We start from the raw sequence: 23,743 nt of genomic DNA, 5'->3' as shown, positions 1-23,743 counted from the left end.
ACATATCGTAATAGAAAGGCCGGCTGAATATTCAGCCGGCCTTCTTTCTTTAATTGTTTTGCAGTTGTGTTAAAGTATTATTAAGCGCTTTCTGATCGCTGTTTAATCTCCGCTTTCATGCTTCGCTCCCATCTTCCTGGATCAGCGAAATCAGCAAAAATCATGGCCATCAAAGTTTCACTTGTTCCATCTTCGGTGCAAAGAAGTGCATCACTGTCCATGCCAGCAGGTAAGCCACTCCGCACATCACGAAAAGGATATTATAACCGATGCCAATATTACCCAGCAGTTTATAATGTTCCAGCATAGCGCCGATCACGATGGGAAACAGCGTGCCGCCGATGGAACCGGCCATGCCGCCGATACCTACAACAGAGCTTACAGCGCGTTTAGGGAACATATCGGAAGCGGTGGTGAAGATGGTGGCGGACCAGGCCTGGTGAGCCGCGGTAGCCAGGCTGATAAGCGCAATGGCCAGCCACACGTTACTGATATATTGAATTAACATGATCGGCGCCACACACAGCGCAAAGATCAGCATAGACACCTTACGGGCTTTGAAAATAGGCCAACCGGTTTTAATGAGATGGGAAGACAACCATCCTCCGCCGATACTGCCGAAGCTGGTGACAGCATAGATGATGATGATAGGAAGACCCAGATTGGCTTTCAGATTCACATGGAAAATAGATTCCAGGTAGCCGGGCAGCCAGAAGAGGAAAAACCACCATACCGGATCGGTGAGCAGTTTACCGAATACAAAAGCCCATGTTTGCCTGATGCCCAGCAGCCGGCCCCATCTTACCGGTTGCGGCGCCACTTCTTCTACCTCCTGATCGGAGTGAATATGATCAAATTCCGCCTTGCCCAGCCTTTTCTGACGGGAGGGAATTTCATAGTAAATCCACCATAACACCAGCCACACGAAACCAATGGCGCCCGTCCAGAAGAAAGCATGGCGCCAGCCGTGATTACGGGCCAGCCAGTATACCATCACCGGACCAACAACGGCCGCAATATTGGAACCACTGTTGAAAATACCGGTGGCAAAAGCCCTTTCTTTTTTGGGAAACCACTCAGCGGTGGCTTTGATCGCTGCAGGGAAGTTACCGGCCTCGCTTACGCCCAGAACGGAACGTACCACGCCAAAGCCCATGGTGGAGCGCACCAGTGCATGCGCCATGGCCGACAGGCTCCACACGATGATAGAAATGCTGTATCCGTTTTTGGACCCCATTTTATCTACCAACCGTCCAAAAAACAGTAAGCCAACGGAATACGCCGCAGAGAAAATCATGACCAGGTTACTATAATCCTGCTCCGTCCAGTTGAATTCACTGGAAAGATCGCTTTTCAGCAAACCCAGCACCTGCCTGTCAATATAGTTAATCGTGGTAGCTACAAAGAGAAGTGCGCACACACGCCAGCGATAGTTACCTAAAGTTGTGGAATTCATTACGGCTGATTTGGAATTTATAAGTTGGCTTTAATTTACGGCTTACTGCTGAGAAATGCAAACGTTTGCACTATTTTCTCTTTCAGCGATGCCCAATCGCGGCTGTCAATCAGTGATTTAGAGAGCAGGTTACTGCCCATGCCCACGCAAACAACACCGGCATCAAACCAGGCGTCCATGCTCACCCGGGTAGGCTCCACACCGCCGGTAGGCATAAACTTCAGGTCCGGGAACAGTGGCTTGATAGCTTTTACATAAGCCGGCCCCAATACATTACCGGGGAATAGCTTCACCAGCGGAGCGCCGTTTTTTTCTGCCACGGAAATTTCGGTAGGCGTCATACAACCTGGTATCCACAGGATCTGCTGTGAACGGCAGTAAGCGCCTGTTTCAGGATCTGTGACAGGACACACGATGAAATCGGCGCCCAGTTGCGTATAGGCTGCCGCGGCAGTGGCATCTTTAATAGTGCCGATACCGAGGTACAGATCAGGCATCTTCGCCTTTTTCAGTTCCAGCAGGCGGGAGAAATTGGGCTGCGCCTGCGCGCCCCTGCTGGTGAACTCAAATACGCGGAGGCCTCCGTCGTAACAAGCCTGCAGCACTTCGCAACAAACATCTGCATCGTCGTGGTAAAAAACGGGGATAATACCGCTCTGCTCAAATGCAGCTATAATGGTTTCCGGGTTTGGTGCCATAATTACATCAGTTTTATAATATCCTCATAAGAGGTGGTGTTAAAATCTCCTTTCACAAAAAACTTGGAATAAGCGGCGGCGGCGGCATAAGAGATGATACCCTGATCATCCTTTCCTTCCAGCTGTGCATGGATAAGGCCCGCCATAAAACAGTCGCCGCTGCCTACACGGTCCACCACTGCATGTGTTTCATATTCTTTTGAAATGCTGGCCTGTCCGTTGTGATAATAGAAAGTATAGTATTGCGCGTGGGTGGTGTCTTTGCTGAAACGGAAAGTGAAGGCCACTCTTTTACAGCGTTTATTCCGCGCCGTTATCTCTTCCGCTACTTTCAGCGCCTGTTCCAGGTACACGGTTTTGGTGTCCGCTTCCAGCGCCGCACTGTCCAGCGTGGTGTCCAGCATGGTGCGGGCAGCCCAGATATTACCCATGATCACATCGCAATAAGCCACCAGCTCAGGCATCACTTCATGCGGCTGCTTGCCGTATTGCCATAATTTGCTGCGGTAGTTGAGATCGGTGGAGATGGTCATTCCCTTCCGGGTAGCAGCTTCCAGCACTTCTTTGCAAATCACGGCAGCATCAGGGTTCAGCGCAGGGCTGATAGCGCTCCAGTGAAACCATTCGGCATCTCCCAGCAGCTCGTCCCAGTTGACCGTACCCGGTATTATCTGGCTGAAAGAAGAATATTTACGGTCATACACCACCTCGGCGTGTTTCAGATCGCTGCCCTGTGCAAGGTAATAGATACCGATACGGTCGCCGCCCCACAACATCCGGTCGGTGGCAATGCCGCGGTCACTCAGCTGTTTCAATACGTCCCGCGAAAAACCGTTTTCCGGCACTTTACTGATATATGCCACCGGCGTACCCCAGCGTGCCAGTGCAGCAGCTACATTGGCTTCTGCGCCACCGACAAAAATAGCGGAACTATTGCCCGCCAGGTCGGGTGACAGGCGCAACAACAGTTCCCCGAAAGTGATAACTTTTACAGACTTCATCTAAAAATCAAAATATGCTTTTGCGTTGTAGTAACAAATATCCTGGACCATCTTCCCTAACCATGGAATGTCGTTGGGGAGTTCACCGTTTTCCACATCACGACCAATGAGATTGCACAAAATACGACGAAAATATTCATGACGGGGAAAAGATAGAAAACTCCGGGAATCTGTCAGCATACCTACAAAACGGCTCAGCAGCCCCATATTGCTCAGGGTATTGATTTGTTTCTCCATCCCGTCTTTCTGGTCGAGGAACCACCAGCCGGAGCCAAACTGGATCTTGCCGGGGATGGTGCCGTCCTGGAAGTTGCCGGCCATTGTGGCAAACACTTCGTTCCAGGCGGGATTAAGATTATAGATAACGGTCTTTGCCAGTTTGTTTTTCTTATCCAGTGCATCGAAGAATGCGCTCATGGCAGCTGCCATGCTCCAGTCGCCGATGGAGTCCACACCGGCATCGGCGCCCAGTTGCTGCAACAGCCGGGAATTGTTGTTACGGATAGCGCCGGCATGGAATTGCTGGGCCCAGCCCCGTTCGTGGTTCCACTCGCAGATTTGCAGCAGCATAGCGGTTTTAAACTGCTCGCTCTCATAGGGCGTGGCCGCCTGGTGGCCACGGGCGTTGAGGAAAATATTGTCCAGCTCCTGCTGGGTATAAGCGGCAAAAGAGAAGGTGGTAATACCGTGGTCGCTCAACCGGCCGCCCGCTTCATGGAAGTAGGTATGACGCAGCTGCAGCGCTTCCACGAGGTCGCGGTAAGAGCGGATCTCGCGGTCGGTAATGGCCGACAGCTTATCCACAAATGCGTTGAATACGGCCGGCGTGTCCACCGCCATGGCCTTGTCGGGCCGGAAGGTAGGCAACACGCGGGTGCCAAAAGGCTTATTGGCAATGGCCTGGTGATGCTCCAGCGAATCGGTGGGGTCATCGGTGGTGCAAACCACTTCTACCTTAAAATGTTGCAGCAGCTGCCGGGTGGAAAGCTTCGGCAGTTTATCATTGCCGGCTTCCCATATTTTTTCGGCGGTAGCTTCGCTTAGCAGGTCGGTGATGCCGAAGGGATTTTTCAGCTCCATGTGCGACCAGTGGTACAGCGGGTTACGCATGGTATACGGCGTTGTCGCTGCCCAGTGGCGGAATTTGGTGAAGTCGTCGGCGCTGCCGGTGATGTACTGCTCCGCTACGCCGTTGGCCCGCATGGCGCGCCACTTGTAGTGATCGCCGCGCAGCCATATGTCGGTCATGTTTTTAAAGACCTTGTTCTGTGCAATTTCGTCAGGAGGCAGATGATTATGATAGTCAATCACCGGCATCGATTGCGCATAGTCAAAATATAATCGTTTAGCCGTTTCTGTTTGTAATAAAAAATCTTCCGTCAGAAATCCCTTCATATACTAATGATTAGTTTTTTGGTAGCTGGAGTTGCATCACGTTTTTCACACCGGTCATCATGGTTTGCAGGTAACCAGCCACTGTCTCCGTAAAATGCGGGATAGCGGCCAGGTCTGCTTCCCAGAGACGGCTATCGGCGCAAACCCTTTCTGCCAGCTGTTGCGGGGAAGAATATGTTTCCCAGTGGGCGGCAAAAATGGCGATGTTATCATCGGTGATCTGGTATTCCTCCCCGTCCCGGGTACCGAAGTATTTACCGTCCTCCATGCGGGTGGGCTTCAGGAACAGCAGCATGGCCGCAAAACCGAGGCACATAAATTCCGGTAATGTCTTAAACTGCTCGTAATACCGGGTGAGGGTGCGTACGTTACGCGCATTCATTTTCGAGCTTTCCTGGAAAGTGATGCTGATCAGTTTATGTGCGATGAACGGATTGGCGAAACGGTCCAGTACGTCCTGCGCGAAGCTGGCCGCCTGCGGGCATGTCTGTTCGATGGTAGGCAATATTTCCCGCAGGACCACTTCCTCAAAGAAATGCCGCATGTAGTCGTCTTTCATGCATTCATATACCGTGTTCAGCCCGGAGAGATAAGCCAGCGGTACTGCCGCGGTGTGACTGCCATTGAGCAGGCGCAGCTTCTGTTCCCGGAAAGGCACGATGCTGGGGGCGATGAGCATCCGCTCGTCTGCTTTATGAAAGCCCAGGACCGACTGTACGTGGGCATCTCCTTCTATCGCCCACAACAGGAAAGGCTCTACTTCGATCCACAGCTTATCGGTATAACCCGCTTTTTCTTCCAGTTCCGCGAGGTTACGCGGTTTACCGGGTACGATCCTGTCCACCAGCGAGTTACAGAAATGATTCTCGTTTTCGATCCATTGTACAAAAGCTGCCGGCATGTCGTTATAGGCCGCCAGTTTCAAAACGATCTCTTTCAGCAGACGTCCGTTGTCGACCACAAGTTCAGTAGGTACGATCACAAAGCCGGTGTTACCGCTGCCGCGGAAGTATTCGTACCGTTCTTTCAGGACGGCCAGCAGTTTACCCGGGAAAGATGCCGGAGCGCTGTCGCCGATTTTCTCCGGTACGTATTGTATGCCCACCTCGGTGGTATTGGAGATGATGGTCTGCAGGGCCGGCTGTCGCACGGCTGCCAGCACTTCCCCCCAATCTGCATTCGATTGCAAAACCCGGCTGATAGAAGCGTTGATCAGTACCTGGTCAACCAGTTCCCCCTGGGCGATGCCTTTGATATGCGTCGTATACAGGTTGTCCTGGCCGGAGAATTCACTGGTATCGCCGTCGGTGGATTTCACCACTACAATACGGCCTTCATAGCAGCCGCTGCGGTTGCCCTGGTCCACCAGATAGTCTACCAGCCCGCGTAACAATACGCCGGTGCCAAACTGTAATATCTTTTCCGGGAAATGAAAGACTTTTTCATCAACGCCGGAATTTGTCTGCTTTAATATATACTCTTTGTTTAATGTGTGTAGCATCTCGTCTAAAATTAGGCTAAATAGATACTTAATCCAATAAATATATAATGTTGGGGCTACAAATTGTAGTGTGTGGACAAATATTAGCTAAAACTGGGTAAAATGCTATTAAAGCCCATAAACGGCTTCAATACAGGCATTTATTCTATCAATAGGCGGTTGCCCGGAAAATCAGTAAATTTGCGTCCTTAAACTTTTTTAAAATGAGCAAGCATGGTAAAGTGCTGGTGGCCATGAGCGGCGGTATCGATAGTACCGTTACAGCGCTGATGTTGCATGAGCAGGGCTATGAAGTGGTGGGTATCACCATGAAGACCTGGGATTATGCTTCTGCCGGGGCCAGTAAAAAGGAAACCGGCTGCTGTAACCTCGACTCATTCAATGATGCCCGCGCAGCTGCGGTGCATCACGGGTTCCCGCACTTTGTGCTGGATATCCGCGATGAATTCGGGGACTTTGTCATCAATAACTTCGTAGACGAATATATTGCCGGTCGCACCCCCAACCCGTGCGTACTGTGTAATACACATATCAAATGGCGAGCCCTCATGAAACGGGCCGATGCCATGGACTGTGAATTTATTGCTACCGGACACTACGGTCAGATCCGGCGTCACGACAACGGCCGAATGGTTATCAGCAAAGGAATCGACGAAACAAAAGATCAAAGCTACGTATTGTGGGGCATCCAGCAGGACGTCCTCGCCCGCACCATCCTTCCCTTAGGGAAATACCGCAAAACGGAAATCAGGCAAATGGCCTTCGACTTCGGATACCCCGAACTGGCTAAAAAAGCAGAAAGCTATGAGATCTGCTTCGTGCCCGACAACGACTACCGCGGATTCCTCAAACGGAAAGTAGAAGGACTGGAAGAAAGGGTCAACGGCGGCAACTTCGTGCTGGCCGACGGCACCATCGTGGGTAAACACAAAGGTTATCCTTTCTATACCATCGGACAGAGAAAAGGACTCGATATCGCCCTCGGTCGCCCGGTATTCGTTACCGAAATCATCCCGGAAACCAATACCATCGTCCTGGGCAACGAAGACGAACTGCAGAAAAATGAGATGTTCGTCAGCGGCCTCAACATGGGCAAATATGAAACGATCCCGGACGGCATGGAAGCCATCACCAAGATCCGCTACAAAGACCCCGGCGCCCTGAGCCTCCTGCACAACGAAGACGGCAAGGTAAAAGTCAACTTCTTCGAACATGTAAAAGGCATCGCCCCCGGCCAGTCCGCCGTTTTCTATGAAGGCGATGATGTTATCGGCGGTGGTATCATCCAACGCGGCCCAATTTCGCTGCACCAATAAATCTTATGCTACATAAACCATAGAAGGGCGGGAACCTATCCCGCCCTTTTTTTGTATTTTAGAGAGACAACCACCAGTTACCATGCATCCGTTACCCAACATATTTCCCATACTGCACACCGACCGCCTGGACCTCGTAGAACTGCAGCCCTGGCATGCCGCCGATCTGCTGGACCTCTTCAGCGACCAGCGCGTTACGCAATATTACCATGTCATGCCGCTAAAAACAGAACTGGATGCAGAAAGAGTCATCTCCTATTTCCACCAGCGTTTCAGGGACCAGCTGGGTATCCGGTGGGGCATCACCCTGCGGGGACAGTCAAAACTCATCGGCACCATCGGCTTTAACAGCTTTCCACAATTGCACCGCGGCGTTATCGTCTACGCCCTCGCACATGCCTACTGGGGCCAGGGATACATGACCGAAGCCATCCTTGAACTGGTACGCTACGGCTTCCGGGAACTGGAACTCAGCCGCATGGAAGCAGAAGTAATGCCCGCCAATATTTCCTCCGAGAGAGTGCTCATCAAGAACGGCTTCCGCCAGGAAGGCACGCTGAAGAAATGGATGGAATGGGAAGGAAGATTGTTTGATATTAATATGTGGGCGTTAGTGAGGGAGTCATAACTATTTTTCCCAAGCGAGTTTAACTTCTTCCGTCTCTTTTATAAAGGCATCCATTCTCTCTCTCCCAATTGTCTGATCTAACCGCGCAGAAATGGTATGAATACGGCGCTCCTCGTTATTATGAAGCGCAATATAATATTGTGAAAGCTCAAATAGATACGGCATCTTCTTCTTTAGAGATTTTTTTTCATTGAAAAAGTCCATTACTATGCTCCAATAATTCCCAGACAACAACAACTGAATTAAAACAATTATCATTCTTTGCCCCGTCTGCGTAATCCTATGGAAGCTAGTTTCAAGAAAATCTGCAAAATGCTTCATTATAATACTCAGGTGCTGTTTCTCATCCGTAATTACCAATACAGAAATACCCCGAAGAGCTAATATAAGTGCAACGACGCTATTCAAATATAGTAAATTTTCATCATACTCTTTTTCTTCCACATTAATTAAAACCGAAGCCCAAGCTTGCAAAAGCGCTAAATCCAATTGAATAAAACAATGGAGAATCCTGTCGCGATTTTGTTCCTTTGCAAAATTAATATTCTTCAGTAAAGCAAAGGCCCTCTTCCCATTACCTTTTTTTATCGCTTTATCTAAAACATCAAATAAATCATCGTCTTTAATAACAATGTTTTTTGAAAGGTGTGAGGGGACACTATCTTTTAACTGTAACTTTGTTTCAGTTTTTATACTTTCAAAAAAAGAATAAGTCAATGCATAGATTTCTAGTGCATTTTCATTCATTTCTCCTTTTTTTGCTTTCTTGATGTAATCTTTTATCCTCTTCTCGATCTCTCCCTTCTCGCACCACGCCTCCAGGAACTTCACCAGCCATATCACCTTGTTACGATCCATTTTCCGACCATAACGCATCAAATACCAAATATTAAAGAACCGCTCCTTTAGCTGGTACTGATGATTTTTAGTTTTGGTTCGATATTTTTCTACTACCTGATTTTTTTCCAGTTGCCGCAATTGCGCGGATATCACCTTACTTTCCAGGCGAACAGCTTTCGTCAGGTCCTTCACCTCTATTGGCTCCCAGTGTAACGCTACCGCGTCTATGATTTTCTGCTGCTGCGGGGGAAGATCATCCATCCTGTGCTTATATAAAGGTGTCACGGCATCCAGAATCCTTTCGAGATCACTTAATGCATTACCATGCTCATTGTCCACAAACACTTTGAACAACAAAACAATGGTACGGGGTATTCCCCCTGATAAAGTATTCAGTGTAGACACCCTTTCCGGCATCTTAGCAAGAATCCGCTCTATCTTTTCCTCTTCGTGATAAACAACAGCCAGCTTGCGTATCAATGTTACGGCCTCCTCATCTGTTAGACTATTCAGCCTTATGATCTTAAAGAATTCATGCAACGGCTGATCATAGTCAACGATATAATGCAATATTACAGGAGATCCGGCCACTAACCGAATGTGCGGCCATGTTTGCAGGATCTCCCGTAAACGCCTTATCTCATTTATTTCAAATTTATCGAACAACTGGCCAATATTATCTATCAGCAACATGATTCTATTCTGTTTCCGTTGGTCCAGATATTTGATCAATATTCTGAAAGATGCCTCTTCATAGTCATCCCGGTAAATGTATTTTTCTATTTCGCCTGTTATCCCGTCAAAGCCGTAATAATCTTCAAGGTATTCGGCAATACGTTCCCAAAGATTTCCCAATTCCCCAATATTATACTGCTCTTCGCCAAACATCACCGGGATGACCCGTTTGGATAATACCGGATCATCTTCCACTGCATACCTCAATCGCAATAACAAACTGGTTTTACCGGCACCACGGGGGCCTACGATCATGTAATGCTGTTCCGGCACGATCATTTTGTCTGTCTGGATCTCCCAAAACATATGATCGAATATCCGGTTACGGATCACAAACTCGTCCAGGAATGCAGCTTTGTCCTTTTTGTCAGGATTATATAGAAGAATGCTCATATTCTAACAAATGTGATGCTCCCACCATCGCATAAGAATGGGAGAGTTGAAAAGATAATTTTGTGAATCATCATCAAATTCAATATAACCATCGTATATCAGGTTCTCGATAACCAACCGGTAATCAGTCACCCCGCAGGTAGTAGCTAGTGTTGCGGCAGCCGCTTTATCCAATCGTTTTCTTTTAGCCAGTTGCTTTAAAAACTCGTCTGCGTATAGAAAAGCGCCATTTTTGAAATGTACTTTCAACCGGGTATAATAGTGTGCGAAGTGATTTTTATGTTTCGGTTTCAACACCTCTTTGATCGCATGAGTAATCTTTTGTCGGTTGATCACTTCTCCGTGAGGGCTAATGGCCACCACCTCCTGTACCACCAATTGAATGTGAAACGGAATAAACCAACGGACCTGTTCCTTAAATGCTACATCTCCACTGATGTCCACTATTCTTTCTTCCTGTCGTAATAGTAAATGAAACAAGTCTAATGCTTCTTCCTCCATAAGCGGTTTCACCTCCAGCGAAGCCAGATCGTTAATGGTAGCTGTAGCATTCAATGCTGCTACTGTCTGGTTTAGCCCAATAGAACCGGTATAAACGAAACGAACTCTCTGTGAAACTACCGGATCCAGCCTGATTTCCCTGTTTTGTTGCAGAAAAACAACAGCCGCAGCAGGATCTTTGTTACCAATATTCTGAATGGTTTGAGGAAATTCATCAATCAACAACACCAATGGCGTCTCTTCTGTTTCCGCATAGGCCAGCAAAAAATGGTAAAATTCCGCGTGATAATCCCTTGGGGCCATATCGTTATTGAATTCCACGGAATTGTTAAGGATGGAAATGCTTTTGATTTTATTGAAGAAACGGCCACTTTTGTTCTTTAAACCGGCAGCGAGTTTTACGGTTTTAGGTATAACCGGCGATCTCACTATCGCCTCCAACATCTTTTTATAAAATTGGTCAGCTTCTGTTACACTTTCTGTATCGATGTACACATAATGCCTGCCGGCAACACTGTTGTCCAGCAGATAACAGAGAATCGAAGTCTTGCCCACCCTGCGGGGTGCGGCGATCTGAATATTATTCCCGTTCGATAATGTACGGTCAACGAGATCTACTTCACGCTGACGCTGGTAAAAATTATCGAGTCGGGCGGGGATACCAACTAGGTTTTTCATGACAATGGATTTTTTGTTAAGTTACTTAACAAAAAATCTATTGTCAAAATATTTAACAAAAAATCTATTGTCAAAAATACAACTGACTGATTACGAAAACCTTACTGCAAACATCGTGTCCGCCCCTTTGCCATACCCTTCAATAATCCCCCCCTCCTGCTGCCGCAGCCCGCTGTTTTCCTCAATATATTTCACCACCTCTTCATTCTCCTGCCGGAATACGGAACAGGTAATGTAAATCAGGGAACCGCCCTTTTTCAGGAACGGTATAACGTTATGGGCTATACGCTTTTGTAATTGCTGGTATTGGGTGATCTCTTCCCGTTTGAAGAAACTCACGCTTTCTGGCGTACGGCCCCAGGTACCTGAACCGCTGCACGGCGCATCGAGGATAATACCGTCAAACCGTTGCTGCCCCATCGTTTCCGGGAAACGGTCGGACGTAAGGTCTGCCACGCGGGCTTCGTAATTTCTGATACCGGCAGCGGCAAAACGCGTCTGCAGGTTTTCAAGAATAGAACGCCGTACGTCGCTGACCAACAGCTGCACGCCCGGCTGCTGGTCTTTAAGCAGGATGGATTTACCACCGCTGGCGGCGCAGCAGTCCCACCAGCGCTGGTTGGGCGCGGGGTGGAACAAGGTGCCGGTCTGCTGGCTGGAAGCATCCTGTATTTCGTACCAGCTTTTTTCGGTCAACAAGGTTTCTACTTTAGTACCATTGGGTAACGCAATGGTGGCACCGTTTTCAAAGACATCGTACGGCACGGCAGCTGTATCCAGCAACCGCCGCACCTTGTCCAGCCGGTTGTTCCGCACGCGGATAAACAGCCGCGGCTGCTGCAGGAACGACAAACCGAAAGCTTCCGCATCGACGGCCGGAGACAATTCATCCAGCAACGGAAAAATGCGTGTAGCCGTTACCGGTAGTTTCAACAATGCCGCTTTCTCTGCCAGCGGCAGGGTGATCTGTTCATCCCATTCGGGTTTCAGGGCCCTGAGCAGGTCGGTGGAAGTATGTTCACACAGGAAAGTACCGGCCACCAGGCGTTCCGCTACGGGCAGCTCCCGGCCCCAGTCGCCAAGGCGGTAATAGTGATACACCAGCTGCGAAATCCAGCGCCGGTCACGGCTTCCCATGTAGGGATGTTCCTTGAAAAAAGCTTTCAGGAAATGATGCAAAGGCAGGCTGCCGGTATAGGCGCCGATAATTTTGGTAGCGGTAGCTACATAATTCTCCCAACGGGTCATACGCAAAGGTATCCTAAAAAAACGGGGCGAAGATTGCTCTTCGCCCCGTTATATTTTTAAAGCTGTTAATTTAGAGTTTCAGCAGCGCTTTCAGCGGATCTTTACCGAACAGCAGTTGTTCAGGATTTTCCAGCATCTCTTTCACTCGTACGAGGAAGCTTACAGACTCGCGGCCATCGATGATACGGTGGTCGTAGCTCAGCGCGATGTACATCATCGGACGGATCACTACCTGACCGTTAACGGCCATCGGGCGGTCCTGTATCTTGTGCATACCAAGGATAGCAGACTGCGGAATGTTGATGATCGGTGTGCTCATCAGGGAGCCGAATACGCCACCGTTGGTGATGGTGAACGTACCGCCGGTCATTTCCGGGATGGTCAGCTTGTTCTCACGGGCTTTGGTAGCCAGTTCCAGCACGGCTTTTTCGATGCCGGCCATGTCCAGGCTTTCTGCATTGCGGATCACCGGCACTACCAGCCCTTTAGGAGCAGATACCGCGATGGAAACGTCGCAGTAATCGTGGTACACCAGTTCTTCACCGTCGATATAGGCGTTCACGGAAGGGAACTCCTGTAAGGCGAAGCAGCAGGCTTTGGTGAAGAAGCTCATAAAGCCGAGGTTCACCTCATGCTGCTTTTTAAAGATGTCTTTGTATTTGGCACGCAGCGCCATGATGTTGGTCATGTCTACCTCGTTGAAGGTAGTCAGCATAGCGGTGGTGTTTTTAGCTTCCACCAGGCGACGGGAAACGGTTTTACGCAGGTTGCTCATTTTCTCGCGACGTTCGTTGCGGGAGAACATTTCCTGGCCGATAGCTACGCCGGGGTTCTGCAGAGCGGCATACACATCATCCTTCATGATTTTGCCGTGGGCGCCGGAACCTTTGATGGTGGCCGGGTCTACCTGTTTGTCGGCAATCACTGCAGCCGCTACGGGCGTAGTGCGGATATCATTCGGGATGCTGGTCACCGGGGCCTGTTGAGCCTGTGGTGCTGCTGCTTTCGCCGGTTGCGCCGCAGGGGCTGCTGCCGGAGCCGCTTTACCTGCCGGGCGCGGAGCGCCGGTATCTATTTTGCAGGCTACGTCGCCTATTTTTAAAGTATCGCCTTCTTTGGCTACCAGCGTCAGTACACCGGCTTCTTCAGCATTCAGTTCGAAAGTGGCTTTCTCTGACTCCAGTTCGCACAGCACTTCATCCCGCTCTACATAATCGCCTTCTTTTTTGGTCCACTTCACCAGGGTTACTTCGCTGATAGACTCACCTACTGTAGGTACTTTCATTTCAATGACCCCTTTGTTGACAGCCGGTGCTGCGGGCGCTTCAGCTGCCGCTGCCGGAGCAGCTGCTTCTGCCGGCGCTGCCGGTGCCGCGGGCGCCGCCGCCTGTGCAGGTGCTGCTGCAGCTGTATCAATAGTACAGGCCACATCACCAATCTTCAGCGTGGCTCCTTCCTGTGCTGCAATTTTCAGAATACCTGCTTTTTCTGCATTCAGTTCAAAGGTGGCCTTCTCTGATTCCATTTCACACAACACCTCGTCCTGCTGCACATAATCTCCGTCTTTTTTCAACCACTTTGCAATTGTTACCTCGCTAATAGATTCTCCTACCGTAGGGACTTTGATTTCGATAACCATATTTTATCAGTTGATGGTGAACCAGTGTTTAGCTGTTGACAATCTTCGTCGCTAATGGCTAACAGCTGAACACTCGTTTCTGTTTATTGTTTGCTGTTTTAGTTAGATGTTAAAAGCTGTATCGATGATCTGCTGCTGCTCACGGGCATGCACTTTCGCATAGCCGGTAGCGGTAGACGCACTTGGATTACGGCTGATAACACCATAGTTGATCTGCTTCAGGTTCATCTGCAGATACCCTGCAGCGCCCATGTTCAGCGGCTCTTCCTGTACCCAGAAGAAAGTAGCGCCTTTGTATTTCTGCGCAATGGCTTCCAGCTGTTTTACAGGCAGCGGATACAGCTGTTCCAGCCTTACAATAGCCACATCTTTACGGTCTTCCTTGATTTGTTTGTCGCTCAGGTCAAAATACATCTTACCGGTACAGAGCAACACTTTTTTCACCAGGGAAGCGTCGGTAACGAACGGATCGTCCAGCACTTCCTTAAACCCGCCCTGGGTGAATTCTTCCATGGTGGAATAAGCTCCGGTATGCCGCAGGTTCGCCTTGGGAGAGAAGTTGATCAGCGGTTTGCGGAACTGCCAGGTCAACTGACGGCGCAGCGCATGGAAGAAGTTAGCTGCAGTAGTGATGTTGGTGATCACCATGTTTTCTTCCGCACAGGTCTGCAGGAAACGCTCCGGACGGGCATTGGAGTGGTCCGGTCCGCCGCCTTCATAACCATGAGGCAGCAGCATTACCAGGCCGTTCTGGGTAGTCCATTTCTGCTCGGCACTGCTGATATACTGGTCAATCACAGTCTGCGCTCCGTTCACGAAGTCGCCATACTGCGCTTCCCAGATGACCAGCGCGTTGGGGTTGGCCATGGCATAACCATATTCAAAGCCCAGTACGCCGTATTCGCTCAGCAGGGAGTTGTATATTCTGAACTTGCCTTGTTTTTCGGCAAGTTCGCTTAAACGGTTATAAGTCTCGTTGGTGTTCTCATCAAACAGCACAGCATGACGGTGGGAGAAAGTACCGCGTTTCACGTCTTCTCCGCTCATACGCACGTCCTTACCTTCGATGAGCAGGCTGGCGTAAGCCAGCAGTTCGCCGGTAGCCCAGTCTACTTTACCTTCTTCCTGGTACAGTTTGATTTTGTCCTGCAGCAGTTTGCTCACTTTACGCAGCGGCACAAACTTTTCCGGCCACTTCATCAGGGCGTCGAACAGGTGTTTGAAGTCTTCTTCCTTGATGGCGGTTACCGGGGAGCTTTCGAAATCCTGCGGCGTCGCTTTACGCAGCGCCTGCCACCATTCTTCCGGTTTCTGGTTGGAGTAAGGCAGCGGATGTTGTTTTACTTCATCCAGACGGGCCTGCAGGTCACCCCAGAAAGCAGTCTCCATTTCTTTGGCCAGCGCCTGTGCATCGGACTCACCGTTGTTGAGCAGGTACTGGGTATATACTTCACGCGGATTCGGATGTTTATCGATCAGCGCATACAGGCTGGGTTGGGTAAATTTAGGCTCATCACCTTCGTTGTGGCCATGTTTGCGGTAACAAACCATGTCGATGTAGATGTCCTCGTTAAATTCCTGACGGTAGCGGGCTGCCAGCTGGGATACTTTCACCACGGCTTCGGTATCGTCGCCATTGACGTGGAATACCGGCGCCTGCACGATGGAAGCAACGCTGGTACAGTAGTCAGAAGAGCGGGCGTCGTCAAAATCGGTGGTAAAGCCGATCTGGTTGTTGATCACAAAGTGAATGGTACCACCCGTGTAGTAACCTTTCAGTTTGCTCATCTGCTCCACTTCATAAACGATACCCTGGCCAGCCACGGCGGCGTCGCCATGGATCAGGATAGGCAATATTTTATCATAGTCGCTGTCATAGATCACATCTGCCTTGCTGCGGGAGAAACCGATCACGATCGGGTCTACCACTTCCAGGTGAGATGGGTTCGGCATCAGCTGCAGGTTGACCGTATTGCCGGAAGGCGTGGTCACCTGGGAACGGAAACCGAGATGGTACTTCACGTCGCCGCTGCCCATGGTCATATCCGGAACAGCCAGTCCCTCAAATTCATTGAAGATCTGTTCGTAGGTTTTACCGAGAATGTTGGCCAGTACGCTCAGACGGCCGCGGTGCGCCATCCCGATCACAGATTCTTTTACGCCATATTCAGCGGCCACATTGATCATCGCGTCCAGCGCCGGAATGGTGGATTCGCCCCCTTCCAGGCCAAAACGTTTCTGACCGATATATTTGGTATGCAGGAATTTTTCGAAAATAACGCCCTGGTTCAGTTTCTGCAACACCCGGCGGCGTTGTTCCAGCGACAGCGGCTGGGTCATAATCGCCTCAAACTCTTTCTCCAGCCATTTGGATTTATCGCGGTCATTGATATAGGTATACTGAATACCAACAGAACCGGCGTAAATCTTCTTCATATGGGCCACAATTTCTTCCAGTGTGGCATCTTTCAGTCCAACTACAATACCTGCATAGAACCGGGTTTTGAGATCAGCATCTCCCAGTCCGTAGCTGGCCAGGTCGAGATTGGCCCTTCTGTCCTTTCTTTCACGGATAGGATTGGTTTTAGCAATGAGATGGCCCTTTTTGCGGTATGCCTGGATCAGGCGGTACACGCCCAGTTCCTTGGCCTGTTGATCACCACTCACCGGCACTGCGTTGCCGCCTGCTGCCGGAGCCGCTCCTGCCGCTTTACCATTTACGTTGGAAACCGCAAAATCAAATCCTTCAAAAAATTTCACCCAATCAGGGTCTACAGAATTGGGATCTTTGAGGAAATCCTGGTATAACGATTCAATGTAAGCAGGATGTGAGTTAGTGACAAATGAGAAGTCCTTCATTTACAACGAGTTTTGCTGATCTTCAGTTCAAATACTTTTCTGTTGGTGCCCGATATATTAATATATGGGATTGCAAATATCGCACGTTTTTCAATACAGAGGATGGAAAAAATGAGAAAATATCATATGATTTAGGTTGATTGTAAATATGGTGGAATGCTTTACTTTTACCTCCGGACGGAAAACTTGTTTTTTGTTTGTTTGGTATTTGGAATATCCTTACCTTTGCCGTCCGAAACTTGAAATTTGAAAAATGGCAAATCATAAAGCAACGAAAAAAGACGTACGTCAAAGCAGAAAGCGTAATGAGCGTAACCGTTACTACGGTAAAACTACCCGTAATGCCATCCGTGACCTGAAGGCGATAACTGACAAAGCGCAAGCGGAGAAAGAATTATCTGATGTGGCATCTATGATTGACAAGCTGGCTAAACGTAACGTTATTCACAAGAACAAAGCTGCAAACCTGAAAAGCAAGCTGGCTAAGAAAATAGCTACCCTGGCTTAGTCCTTTCCGGTAACAAATATTTACAGCTCTTCCTTAACAGGGGAAGGGCTTTTTGTTTTTCCAGTCGCTTTTATACTTTATGCTACTTATGAGAAAACTATGCACTATCATAGCCCTCGTGCTGGTATGGGCCTCCTCGTCTGCCCAAAACTTCATGACCCGCTATGAAAAAACAGCAGGCCGCGAAACAGCCACCTATCCGGAGGTCATCCAATACTATCAGCAGCTGGCCGCCCGTTATCCACAACTGCTGAAAATGATCACCGTAGGCGCTACCGACGCCGGTTTCCCCCTCCACCTGGTCATCTGCTCGCCCACAAAAGATTTCGATTTCAGCAGCCTCCATCGTAAAAACAAGCGCATCTTACTGATTAACAATGGTATACATCCCGGTGAACCGGATGGTATAGACGCTTCCATGATGCTGCTCCGCGATATCGCCCAGGGCAAAACCAAACTGCCGGACAATATCGTCCTCGCGGTCATCCCTGTTTATAATATTGGTGGCGCACTCAACCGTTCGCCGTACTACCGGGTGGACCAGGACGGTCCGGACGCCTTCGGCTCCCGTGGAAATGGCCAAAATCTCGACTTAAACCGCGATTTCATTAAAACTGACTCCAAAAATGCCCGTGCCTTCCAGGAAATATACCACCTTACCGACCCCGACGTATTTATTGACAACCATGTCAGCAACGGCGCCGATTATCAGCATATCATCACCCTCCTCTCCACCCAGTACAATAAACTGGGTGGTCCCATGGGCGAATTCATGCACAACACGTTCGAACCCGGCCTGTACCGACTAATGAAAGCTAAAGGCTACGACCTTGTCCCTTATGTCAATCACTTCGACGAAACACCCGACAGCGGCTGGGTAGAATTCTCCGACCTCCCCCGCTACTCCTCCGGATACACTACCCTCTTCCATACTTTCGGGTTTGTACCGGAAACACATATGCTCAAACCTTATCCCCAGCGCGTAAAAGCAACCTACGCCCTGATGGAAGCCTTTATACAGTTCACCAGCGAACACAGCGCTACTATCAAACAACTCCGCGATCAAACCAAACAAAGCGTCATTACGCAAAAAAGTTTTCCGCTCGCGTGGAAGTTTGATATGAACAAATACAGCCTCATCACCTTCAAAGGCTTTGCCTCCGGCCATAAGCCCAGCGCCATCTCCGGACTGCCGCGCCTCTACTATGACCGCAGCAGGCCCTATGAAAAAAAGGTAAAGTTCTACAACTACGCCAACGCGGAAAACTATGTGGACAAACCACAAGCCTACATCATCCCGCAAGGCTGGTGGGCAGTCATCGACCAGCTGAAAAACAACCGCGTACAGCTGAAACGCCTGCCCAAAGACACTACCATCTATGCAGAGGTGTATCATATCGGCGATTTCAAAACCTATCCAAGGCCCTACGAGAAACACTATCTGCATACAGACATCAAAGTCAACAGCAGCAAAGACTCTATCCGCTTCCGCGCCGGCGACTACTACATTCCCATGAACCAGACGGCCAACCGCTTCCTCATGGAAACGCTGGAGCCCACCGGCGGTGACTCGTTCTTCGCCTGGAATTTCTTCGACGCCATCCTCGGCCAGAAGGAAGGATACTCTCCATATGTTTTTGAAGACACCGCCGCTGAATATCTGAAAAGTCATCCGGAGCTAAAGACATTACTGGACAAGAAAAAAGCTACGGACACCGCGTTCGCCAACAGCGCCAATGCACAACTAAACTTTATTTATAAAAACTCACCCTATGCAGAACCGGAATACCTGCGGTATCCCGTGTACAGGGTGTTGTAGTTCATCATAACTGCTTCAAAAGAAAAGGAGATACAGCCGAAAACTGTATCTCCTTTTCTTTTGAAGCAGAACTTCCTCCTCAATGCTCTCAATGAAGCAGCCGCTCGTTTGAAAGCATTACTCCGCTCTTTTAACGATCAGTTGCAGCATGAAAATACCCGTGCTGATAATCAAAATGCAGTAGGCAACAATGCCGATCCTCAGGTACAGATTAACATCCTCCCAATGATTGATGATGGCCACATAACTCAGCATAACCGCCAGAAAGGCAATCACATTAAGGCCCTGAAACATTCTGCTAATCATATTTAACAATTTAATATTTAAAATAAACAATCAAAATTTCACTGAAAATGTGCACTAAGCGCTAAAAAGAAGAGATTTTGTCAAATTATATTTTTCATTCATTCAATACCTTCTCTCTAAAGACAGCCCAATACTCCATTCGGGTGCAGTCATTTTAAATATATTTTTTATTTAAATACAAAAGTGTCAAAACATGAAATAGTAGCGTTGACGAACCAGGCCGGCCAACTAACCGGCGCCCATACAGGATCACCTTCCTGATGCAGGAAAGCGCGGAATATTTTATGCAGATGAATGGAGAAAGAGGAAGCTATACCCGCTCCAGCACCATCATGGTGTGCTGTTCCCCGTAAAAGTGATTGTACAGCAATATCCTGCCGGCAGTAGCCGGAATATCCTTTAACATCGGGAACCACCCGGCCGGGATTTGTTGGCGGTGCAATATCTGCGCCCCCAGCCACATACCAAAAGCGCCGGCAGTGTCATGTTCACCACAGAGATGTTTGAAGGGCAACTGTGGCACGCCGGGAAACAGGACATCTGCCTGCTGGTAAAAATGCTCGTAACGACTGTCGCCGTTGCGGCCGGTCAGCACCAGGTCGATCCCTTCTTTAAACGCCGACAAACCCGCGGCTACCTTTTCCGCCGTTGGTTTGTAAAGCATTTTGAAGCCGGTCAACGCCGCTTTGCTTTGGGAGGTAGGCGTTCCTGTCAGCACAAAAAAAGTAGCGCCTTCACCGGCAATACTACCGGGCGACAGCTGCTCATAAAGCTGCCGGCTGTCTGTGGCCGCTGCCTTCCAGAAACCGATGCGGCTCTTGATGTAGAAATGTTCTGCGGTCATCTCCTCGAAAGCGCCTGTCAGCGTATTGGAAGCGCCTTCTGCCAGCAGCATCATGCTGTCGAGCAAAGCGTTTTCAAAAGAGAAGCCCCGGTGCACGAAGGTATTATTGTAGGCGGTCCCTTTTACCTGTAAGGCAATGAGACCGTTGACAGAGTTGTACGTAGATTGAATAAAAGGCGTGGGGTTCAGGGCTGTTTCCTTGTATTGTTCTATTTCCCGGATGAACTTTTCGGTGTCCTGCAGGCTGCCTTTGCCGGTGCCGGTCACGATGGGACCGATAGCTTCCACGCCGCTGTCACGGATGCTTTGCAGCGCGGTGGTCAGCCCTATCTTCAGCACCCGCGTCATGCGGCGCAGGCTGTTGGCAGGAATGAACGGCTTGTAATCAGGTTCCATACAGGTAAGCAGGTTACTGTCCGTATGCACCAGCGGCGCAGAAAAAACATCCCCCTCAAAAGTAGATTGCGGGGAGATAGCCGCCATTCCTTGTATGTAACACTTAACCTTCATATTTGCTGATCACCAGGGAGGCGTTGTTACCTCCGAAGCCGAATGAGTTTGAAATAACATTGTTCACGGAAACGCCCTCCATCAGCGCCGTTACCGGCGTGATATTCAGCTCTTCCATCTTTTCTGTAAAATTGAGATTAGGGAATATCAGTCCCTGCTGTATGGCCAGCACAGCGTAGATGGCCTCAATAGCGCCCGCCGCCGCCAGCGTATGCCCGGTGAAAGGTTTGGTGGAACTGAACAACGGCACATCGTTGCCGAACAGCCGTTCCAGTGCCTTCCCTTCCGACACGTCGTTGTTGAGCGTGGCAGTACCATGCACATTAATATAGTCCACATCTTTCAGTGTTCTGCCACTCATGGCCAGCGCGGCTTTCATCGCCTCATAGGCGCCATCGCCTTCCGGTGACGGTGACGTAGGGTGAAACGCTTCGTTGGCATTGCAATAACCGGTGAATTCCGCCAGTATACGGCTGTTGTTGGCCTTTGCGAAGGATTCGCTTTCCAGTACAAGATAAGCGGCGCCTTCGCCGAGGTTAAGACCGGTACGCTGCTGGTCAAACGGCCGGCAGAACTGTTTGTCCACGTTTTTCAGGGAATTGAAACCGTTCAGGGTGAAACGGGTCAGCGCTTCTGTACCGCCACAAACCATACGGGGCAGAAAACCCTGTTTGATCATACGGGCGCCGAACATCAGCGCATTGGCGGAAGATGAACAGGCGGTACTGATCGTAGCGATATGCTCGCTGAAACCAACGGTATCAGCTATACGTTGTGTACAGTCCGCACAGTCAAGCGTGTCGATATATTGCAGGAAAGTGCCTTCTTTGGCGGGATCAACAATATCAAAATAAACCTTTTCGGTATCGCACATGCCGCCTACGGTGCTGGCGTTGATAAAACCGGTAGGGGCTGTTTGTACATCGGTAATGCCTGCCTGCTGCAACGCTTCCCGCATAGCGGTGAGCCCCAGCAATGTTGTGCGGGTATATCCTTCCCGGAGAGCGATGCCGGCAAGGGCCGCCAAAGCGTCGTTGGGATGCTTTACTTCCGCTACCGGCAATACCTGTTTGTAAATGGTATCGATATAACTGGTATAACCAAGGCCACTGCGTTGTTGCCGCAATTGTTCCAGGTTTTCAGCCACATTATCACCTATGGCGGTGATCATTCCCATCCCTGTTATAAACACTCTTTCCGCCATATCAGCTTCTTACTTATGCCGGCTGTTTGGATTGGATAAAATCGGCCATGGATTGCACGGACTGCAGGATCTTGCGTCCTTCGCGCGGATCTTCCACTTTAATATGATATTGCCTTTCCAGTAACACCATCAGCTCCAGGGAATCGATGCTGTCCAGACCAAGCCCCTCACCAAATAAAGGAGCATTGTCGTCAATATCTTCCGGTTTGGTATCCTGCAGATTTAATGCTTCAATGATCTGCGCTTTGAGTTTGCTTTTTAAATCTTCCATAATCAAGTTGTAGGTTTATCCCCGTCTGTACACAGGGATTCCCTTTGTGGGGAGTAAAAATACAGTTTTACTGTTGTTTAGAAAATAGTTTATCAGTTCATTCTTCGTTTTTCCACGTATCCGGCAACGGCCAGCATCACCCCGCCCGTCAGCACAAGACGCAACACGTTCTTCCACACATAGCCTATATCGCCGTTACGCAGGTAAATATCGTTGATAGCGTCCAATCCCCAGCTGAGCGGCGACAGGCGGCCGATTACCTGCATGTTGGCCGGCATCACTTCCAGCGGTATCCAGATACCGCCGATGGCCGACAGGATCACAATAGAGATAGCGCCGAAGTTCAGGGCCTGGTTAGGTGTCTTGAAAAGCGTCCCGATCAGTATTCCGTAGGCCGTGGCCGCCAGTCCTATGGCGCCGGCTACCAGCAACGTAGCGCCCTGGTCGTGCCCCATTGCCAGCCTGGGCAGGTCCAGCAGCGGCATCGCATAAATGCCGACGAGCATCATCAGGTAAAACTGTAACAGGCAGATACCCACGAAAAACAACATCTTTCCCGCCAGGATCAACAGATAAGAACCGGGTATCAGCTTCATTCTCAACAAACTACCGTCTTCCCGCTCGCGGATCATATTACCGGCAATTGGGATCACGATAAAAAACATCGCAAAAATGCTCCAGGCAGGCACGTTATGCTGCACCGAGTTAGACACCACGTCCAGCTGTTTGCTGTTGCCGGTGGCATGTTCCTTCAGTCCCACGGCCTGCAAACGGATGGGCAGGGTATCTTCCGGCGTAGCCTGTACGTCCTTGTTGCGCAGCTGCTGCTTTATCCGGTCCAGCAACATGTCCGTTTCCACCTGCGTCAGGAAATTATCCAGCGCCTGGTGAATGGCGCCTTTAAAAGCTTTTTTAGCCGCCGGGTCGAAGTAAATGACCACATTCATGGAGTCGGCTCCCTTTTTTACCGGCAGCGACACGCTCATGCCCATCCGTTGCGTGATATCGTTCACAATCCGGTTGGCATTGCTCACAATAGCCGCTGTAGCGCCGGCCGGCACGATAATGCTGATTTTATACCGGCCGTTGTTGACCAGCTCCCGGGCCTGCTGCTCGGTAACAGGCCGACCGTCCAGCGTATCGATAATATTGAACTGTCCGCCTGATGCCAGCCCCTCCCGGACATATTTGCCCAGGCGGCCGTGATCGTTGTCTACCGTCAGGATATCGAACTTCACGTCCTGGTAATCCTTAAAAGGCGCATCCTGTATCAGGGCCATCACGGTGATCAGGACCACCGGCATGACAAACAGCAGTGTCAGCCCCGTTTTATCGCGCAACAGCAGCTGCCATTCTTTTCTTATGGTAGCCAGTAATCTAAGCATAGCTTTCT

Annotated in this window: 19 protein-coding genes; 5 read left to right on the top strand and 14 right to left on the bottom strand. The window is 49.6% G+C overall.

Annotated features, from left to right (window positions below; genetic code table 11):
• Positions 1–169: 169 nt before the first annotated feature.
• From HF324_RS06060 to HF324_RS06040, 5 genes are read right to left on the bottom strand one after another with little or no spacing between them, the layout of a single operon-like run.
• Positions 170–1,456, bottom strand: a complete 1,287-nt coding sequence (locus tag HF324_RS06060; protein WP_168862111.1) for an MFS transporter — start codon at positions 1,454–1,456, stop codon at positions 170–172.
• A 35-nt stretch (positions 1,457–1,491) separates the two neighbouring features.
• The gene (locus HF324_RS06055) at positions 1,492–2,154 is read right to left on the bottom strand and encodes a beta/alpha barrel domain-containing protein (protein ID WP_168810462.1); all 663 of its coding nucleotides are present in this window, start codon (positions 2,152–2,154) and stop codon (positions 1,492–1,494) included.
• Between the two features lie 2 nt (positions 2,155–2,156).
• Positions 2,157–3,155 (bottom strand): sugar kinase, encoded by a 999-nt coding sequence (locus tag HF324_RS06050; protein ID WP_168810460.1) that lies wholly within the window; start codon positions 3,153–3,155, stop codon positions 2,157–2,159.
• Positions 3,156–4,550: a glucuronate isomerase gene (uxaC, locus tag HF324_RS06045; RefSeq protein WP_168862110.1), complete on the bottom strand. Its 1,395-nt coding sequence runs from the start codon at positions 4,548–4,550 to the stop codon at positions 3,156–3,158. It lies immediately after the preceding gene.
• 10 nt (positions 4,551–4,560) lie between these two features.
• On the bottom strand, positions 4,561–6,051 hold the full coding sequence (locus HF324_RS06040) for a tagaturonate reductase (RefSeq protein WP_168862109.1): 1,491 nt from the start codon (positions 6,049–6,051) through the stop codon (positions 4,561–4,563).
• Between the two features lie 203 nt (positions 6,052–6,254).
• Between HF324_RS06040 and mnmA the strand changes: the two genes are divergently transcribed.
• Together mnmA and HF324_RS06030 are read left to right on the top strand one after the other, a co-directional pair.
• A complete protein-coding gene (gene mnmA, locus HF324_RS06035) occupies positions 6,255–7,367 on the top strand; it encodes a tRNA 2-thiouridine(34) synthase MnmA (protein WP_078668738.1) in 1,113 nt (370 codons plus the stop codon).
• An 82-nt stretch (positions 7,368–7,449) separates the two neighbouring features.
• Positions 7,450–7,995 (top strand): GNAT family N-acetyltransferase, encoded by a 546-nt coding sequence (locus HF324_RS06030; protein ID WP_168810454.1) that lies wholly within the window; start codon positions 7,450–7,452, stop codon positions 7,993–7,995.
• Here the strand turns inward: HF324_RS06030 and HF324_RS06025 are convergent, their stop codons facing one another.
• The 5 genes from HF324_RS06025 to HF324_RS06005 all read right to left on the bottom strand — a co-directional run bounded on the left by HF324_RS06025 (position 7,996) and on the right by HF324_RS06005 (position 16,888).
• Positions 7,996–9,963: an ATP-binding protein gene (locus HF324_RS06025; protein WP_168862108.1), complete on the bottom strand. Its 1,968-nt coding sequence runs from the start codon at positions 9,961–9,963 to the stop codon at positions 7,996–7,998.
• 3 nt (positions 9,964–9,966) lie between these two features.
• Positions 9,967–11,142 (bottom strand): ATP-binding protein, encoded by a 1,176-nt coding sequence (locus tag HF324_RS06020; RefSeq protein ID WP_168862107.1) that lies wholly within the window; start codon positions 11,140–11,142, stop codon positions 9,967–9,969.
• A 90-nt stretch (positions 11,143–11,232) separates the two neighbouring features.
• Positions 11,233–12,390 carry an RsmB/NOP family class I SAM-dependent RNA methyltransferase gene (locus tag HF324_RS06015; protein WP_168862106.1) on the bottom strand — a complete coding sequence of 386 codons (1,158 nt, stop codon included), beginning with the start codon at positions 12,388–12,390 and terminating at the stop codon, positions 11,233–11,235.
• A 70-nt stretch (positions 12,391–12,460) separates the two neighbouring features.
• Positions 12,461–14,029 (bottom strand): 2-oxoglutarate dehydrogenase complex dihydrolipoyllysine-residue succinyltransferase, encoded by a 1,569-nt coding sequence (gene odhB / locus HF324_RS06010; protein WP_168810446.1) that lies wholly within the window; start codon positions 14,027–14,029, stop codon positions 12,461–12,463.
• Positions 14,030–14,131: 102 nt separating this feature from the next.
• Positions 14,132–16,888 carry a 2-oxoglutarate dehydrogenase E1 component gene (locus HF324_RS06005; RefSeq protein WP_168810444.1) on the bottom strand — a complete coding sequence of 919 codons (2,757 nt, stop codon included), beginning with the start codon at positions 16,886–16,888 and terminating at the stop codon, positions 14,132–14,134.
• Between the two features lie 253 nt (positions 16,889–17,141).
• Here HF324_RS06005 and rpsT point away from each other — a divergent pair, with 253 nt between their 5' ends.
• From rpsT to HF324_RS33350, 3 genes are all read left to right on the top strand, one after another.
• The gene (rpsT, locus tag HF324_RS06000; protein ID WP_168810442.1) at positions 17,142–17,396 is read left to right on the top strand and encodes a 30S ribosomal protein S20; all 255 of its coding nucleotides are present in this window, start codon (positions 17,142–17,144) and stop codon (positions 17,394–17,396) included.
• Between the two features lie 88 nt (positions 17,397–17,484).
• Entirely contained in the window at positions 17,485–19,215 is a 1,731-nt protein-coding gene (locus HF324_RS05995; RefSeq protein ID WP_168862105.1) for a M14 family metallopeptidase, read from the top strand.
• Positions 19,216–19,275: 60 nt separating this feature from the next.
• The gene (locus HF324_RS33350; protein ID WP_168862104.1) at positions 19,276–19,527 is read left to right on the top strand and encodes a hypothetical protein; all 252 of its coding nucleotides are present in this window, start codon (positions 19,276–19,278) and stop codon (positions 19,525–19,527) included.
• Positions 19,528–19,831: 304 nt separating this feature from the next.
• On the opposite strand, the gene HF324_RS05985 is transcribed toward HF324_RS33350, so the two are convergent.
• The 4 genes from HF324_RS05985 to HF324_RS05970 form a co-directional block, all read right to left on the bottom strand.
• Complete coding sequence (locus HF324_RS05985; protein WP_168862103.1) at positions 19,832–20,875, bottom strand: beta-ketoacyl synthase chain length factor; 1,044 nt, start codon at positions 20,873–20,875, stop codon at positions 19,832–19,834.
• Complete coding sequence (locus tag HF324_RS05980) at positions 20,865–22,079, bottom strand: beta-ketoacyl-[acyl-carrier-protein] synthase family protein (RefSeq protein ID WP_168810434.1); 1,215 nt, start codon at positions 22,077–22,079, stop codon at positions 20,865–20,867. Before HF324_RS05980 ends, HF324_RS05985 begins: the two co-directional genes overlap by 11 nt.
• A 13-nt stretch (positions 22,080–22,092) precedes the next feature.
• Positions 22,093–22,350 (bottom strand): phosphopantetheine-binding protein, encoded by a 258-nt coding sequence (locus tag HF324_RS05975; RefSeq protein WP_168810432.1) that lies wholly within the window; start codon positions 22,348–22,350, stop codon positions 22,093–22,095.
• A 92-nt stretch (positions 22,351–22,442) separates the two neighbouring features.
• Entirely contained in the window at positions 22,443–23,735 is a 1,293-nt protein-coding gene (locus tag HF324_RS05970; RefSeq protein WP_168810430.1) for an ABC transporter permease, read from the bottom strand.
• Positions 23,736–23,743: the final 8 nt, after the last annotated feature.

Source organism: Chitinophaga oryzae (assembly GCF_012516375.2).
Classification (GTDB): Bacteria; Bacteroidota; Bacteroidia; order Chitinophagales; family Chitinophagaceae; genus Chitinophaga; species Chitinophaga oryzae.
Note: the sequence above shows the minus strand (reverse complement) of the source record. Positions and strands in the feature narration are given on the sequence as shown.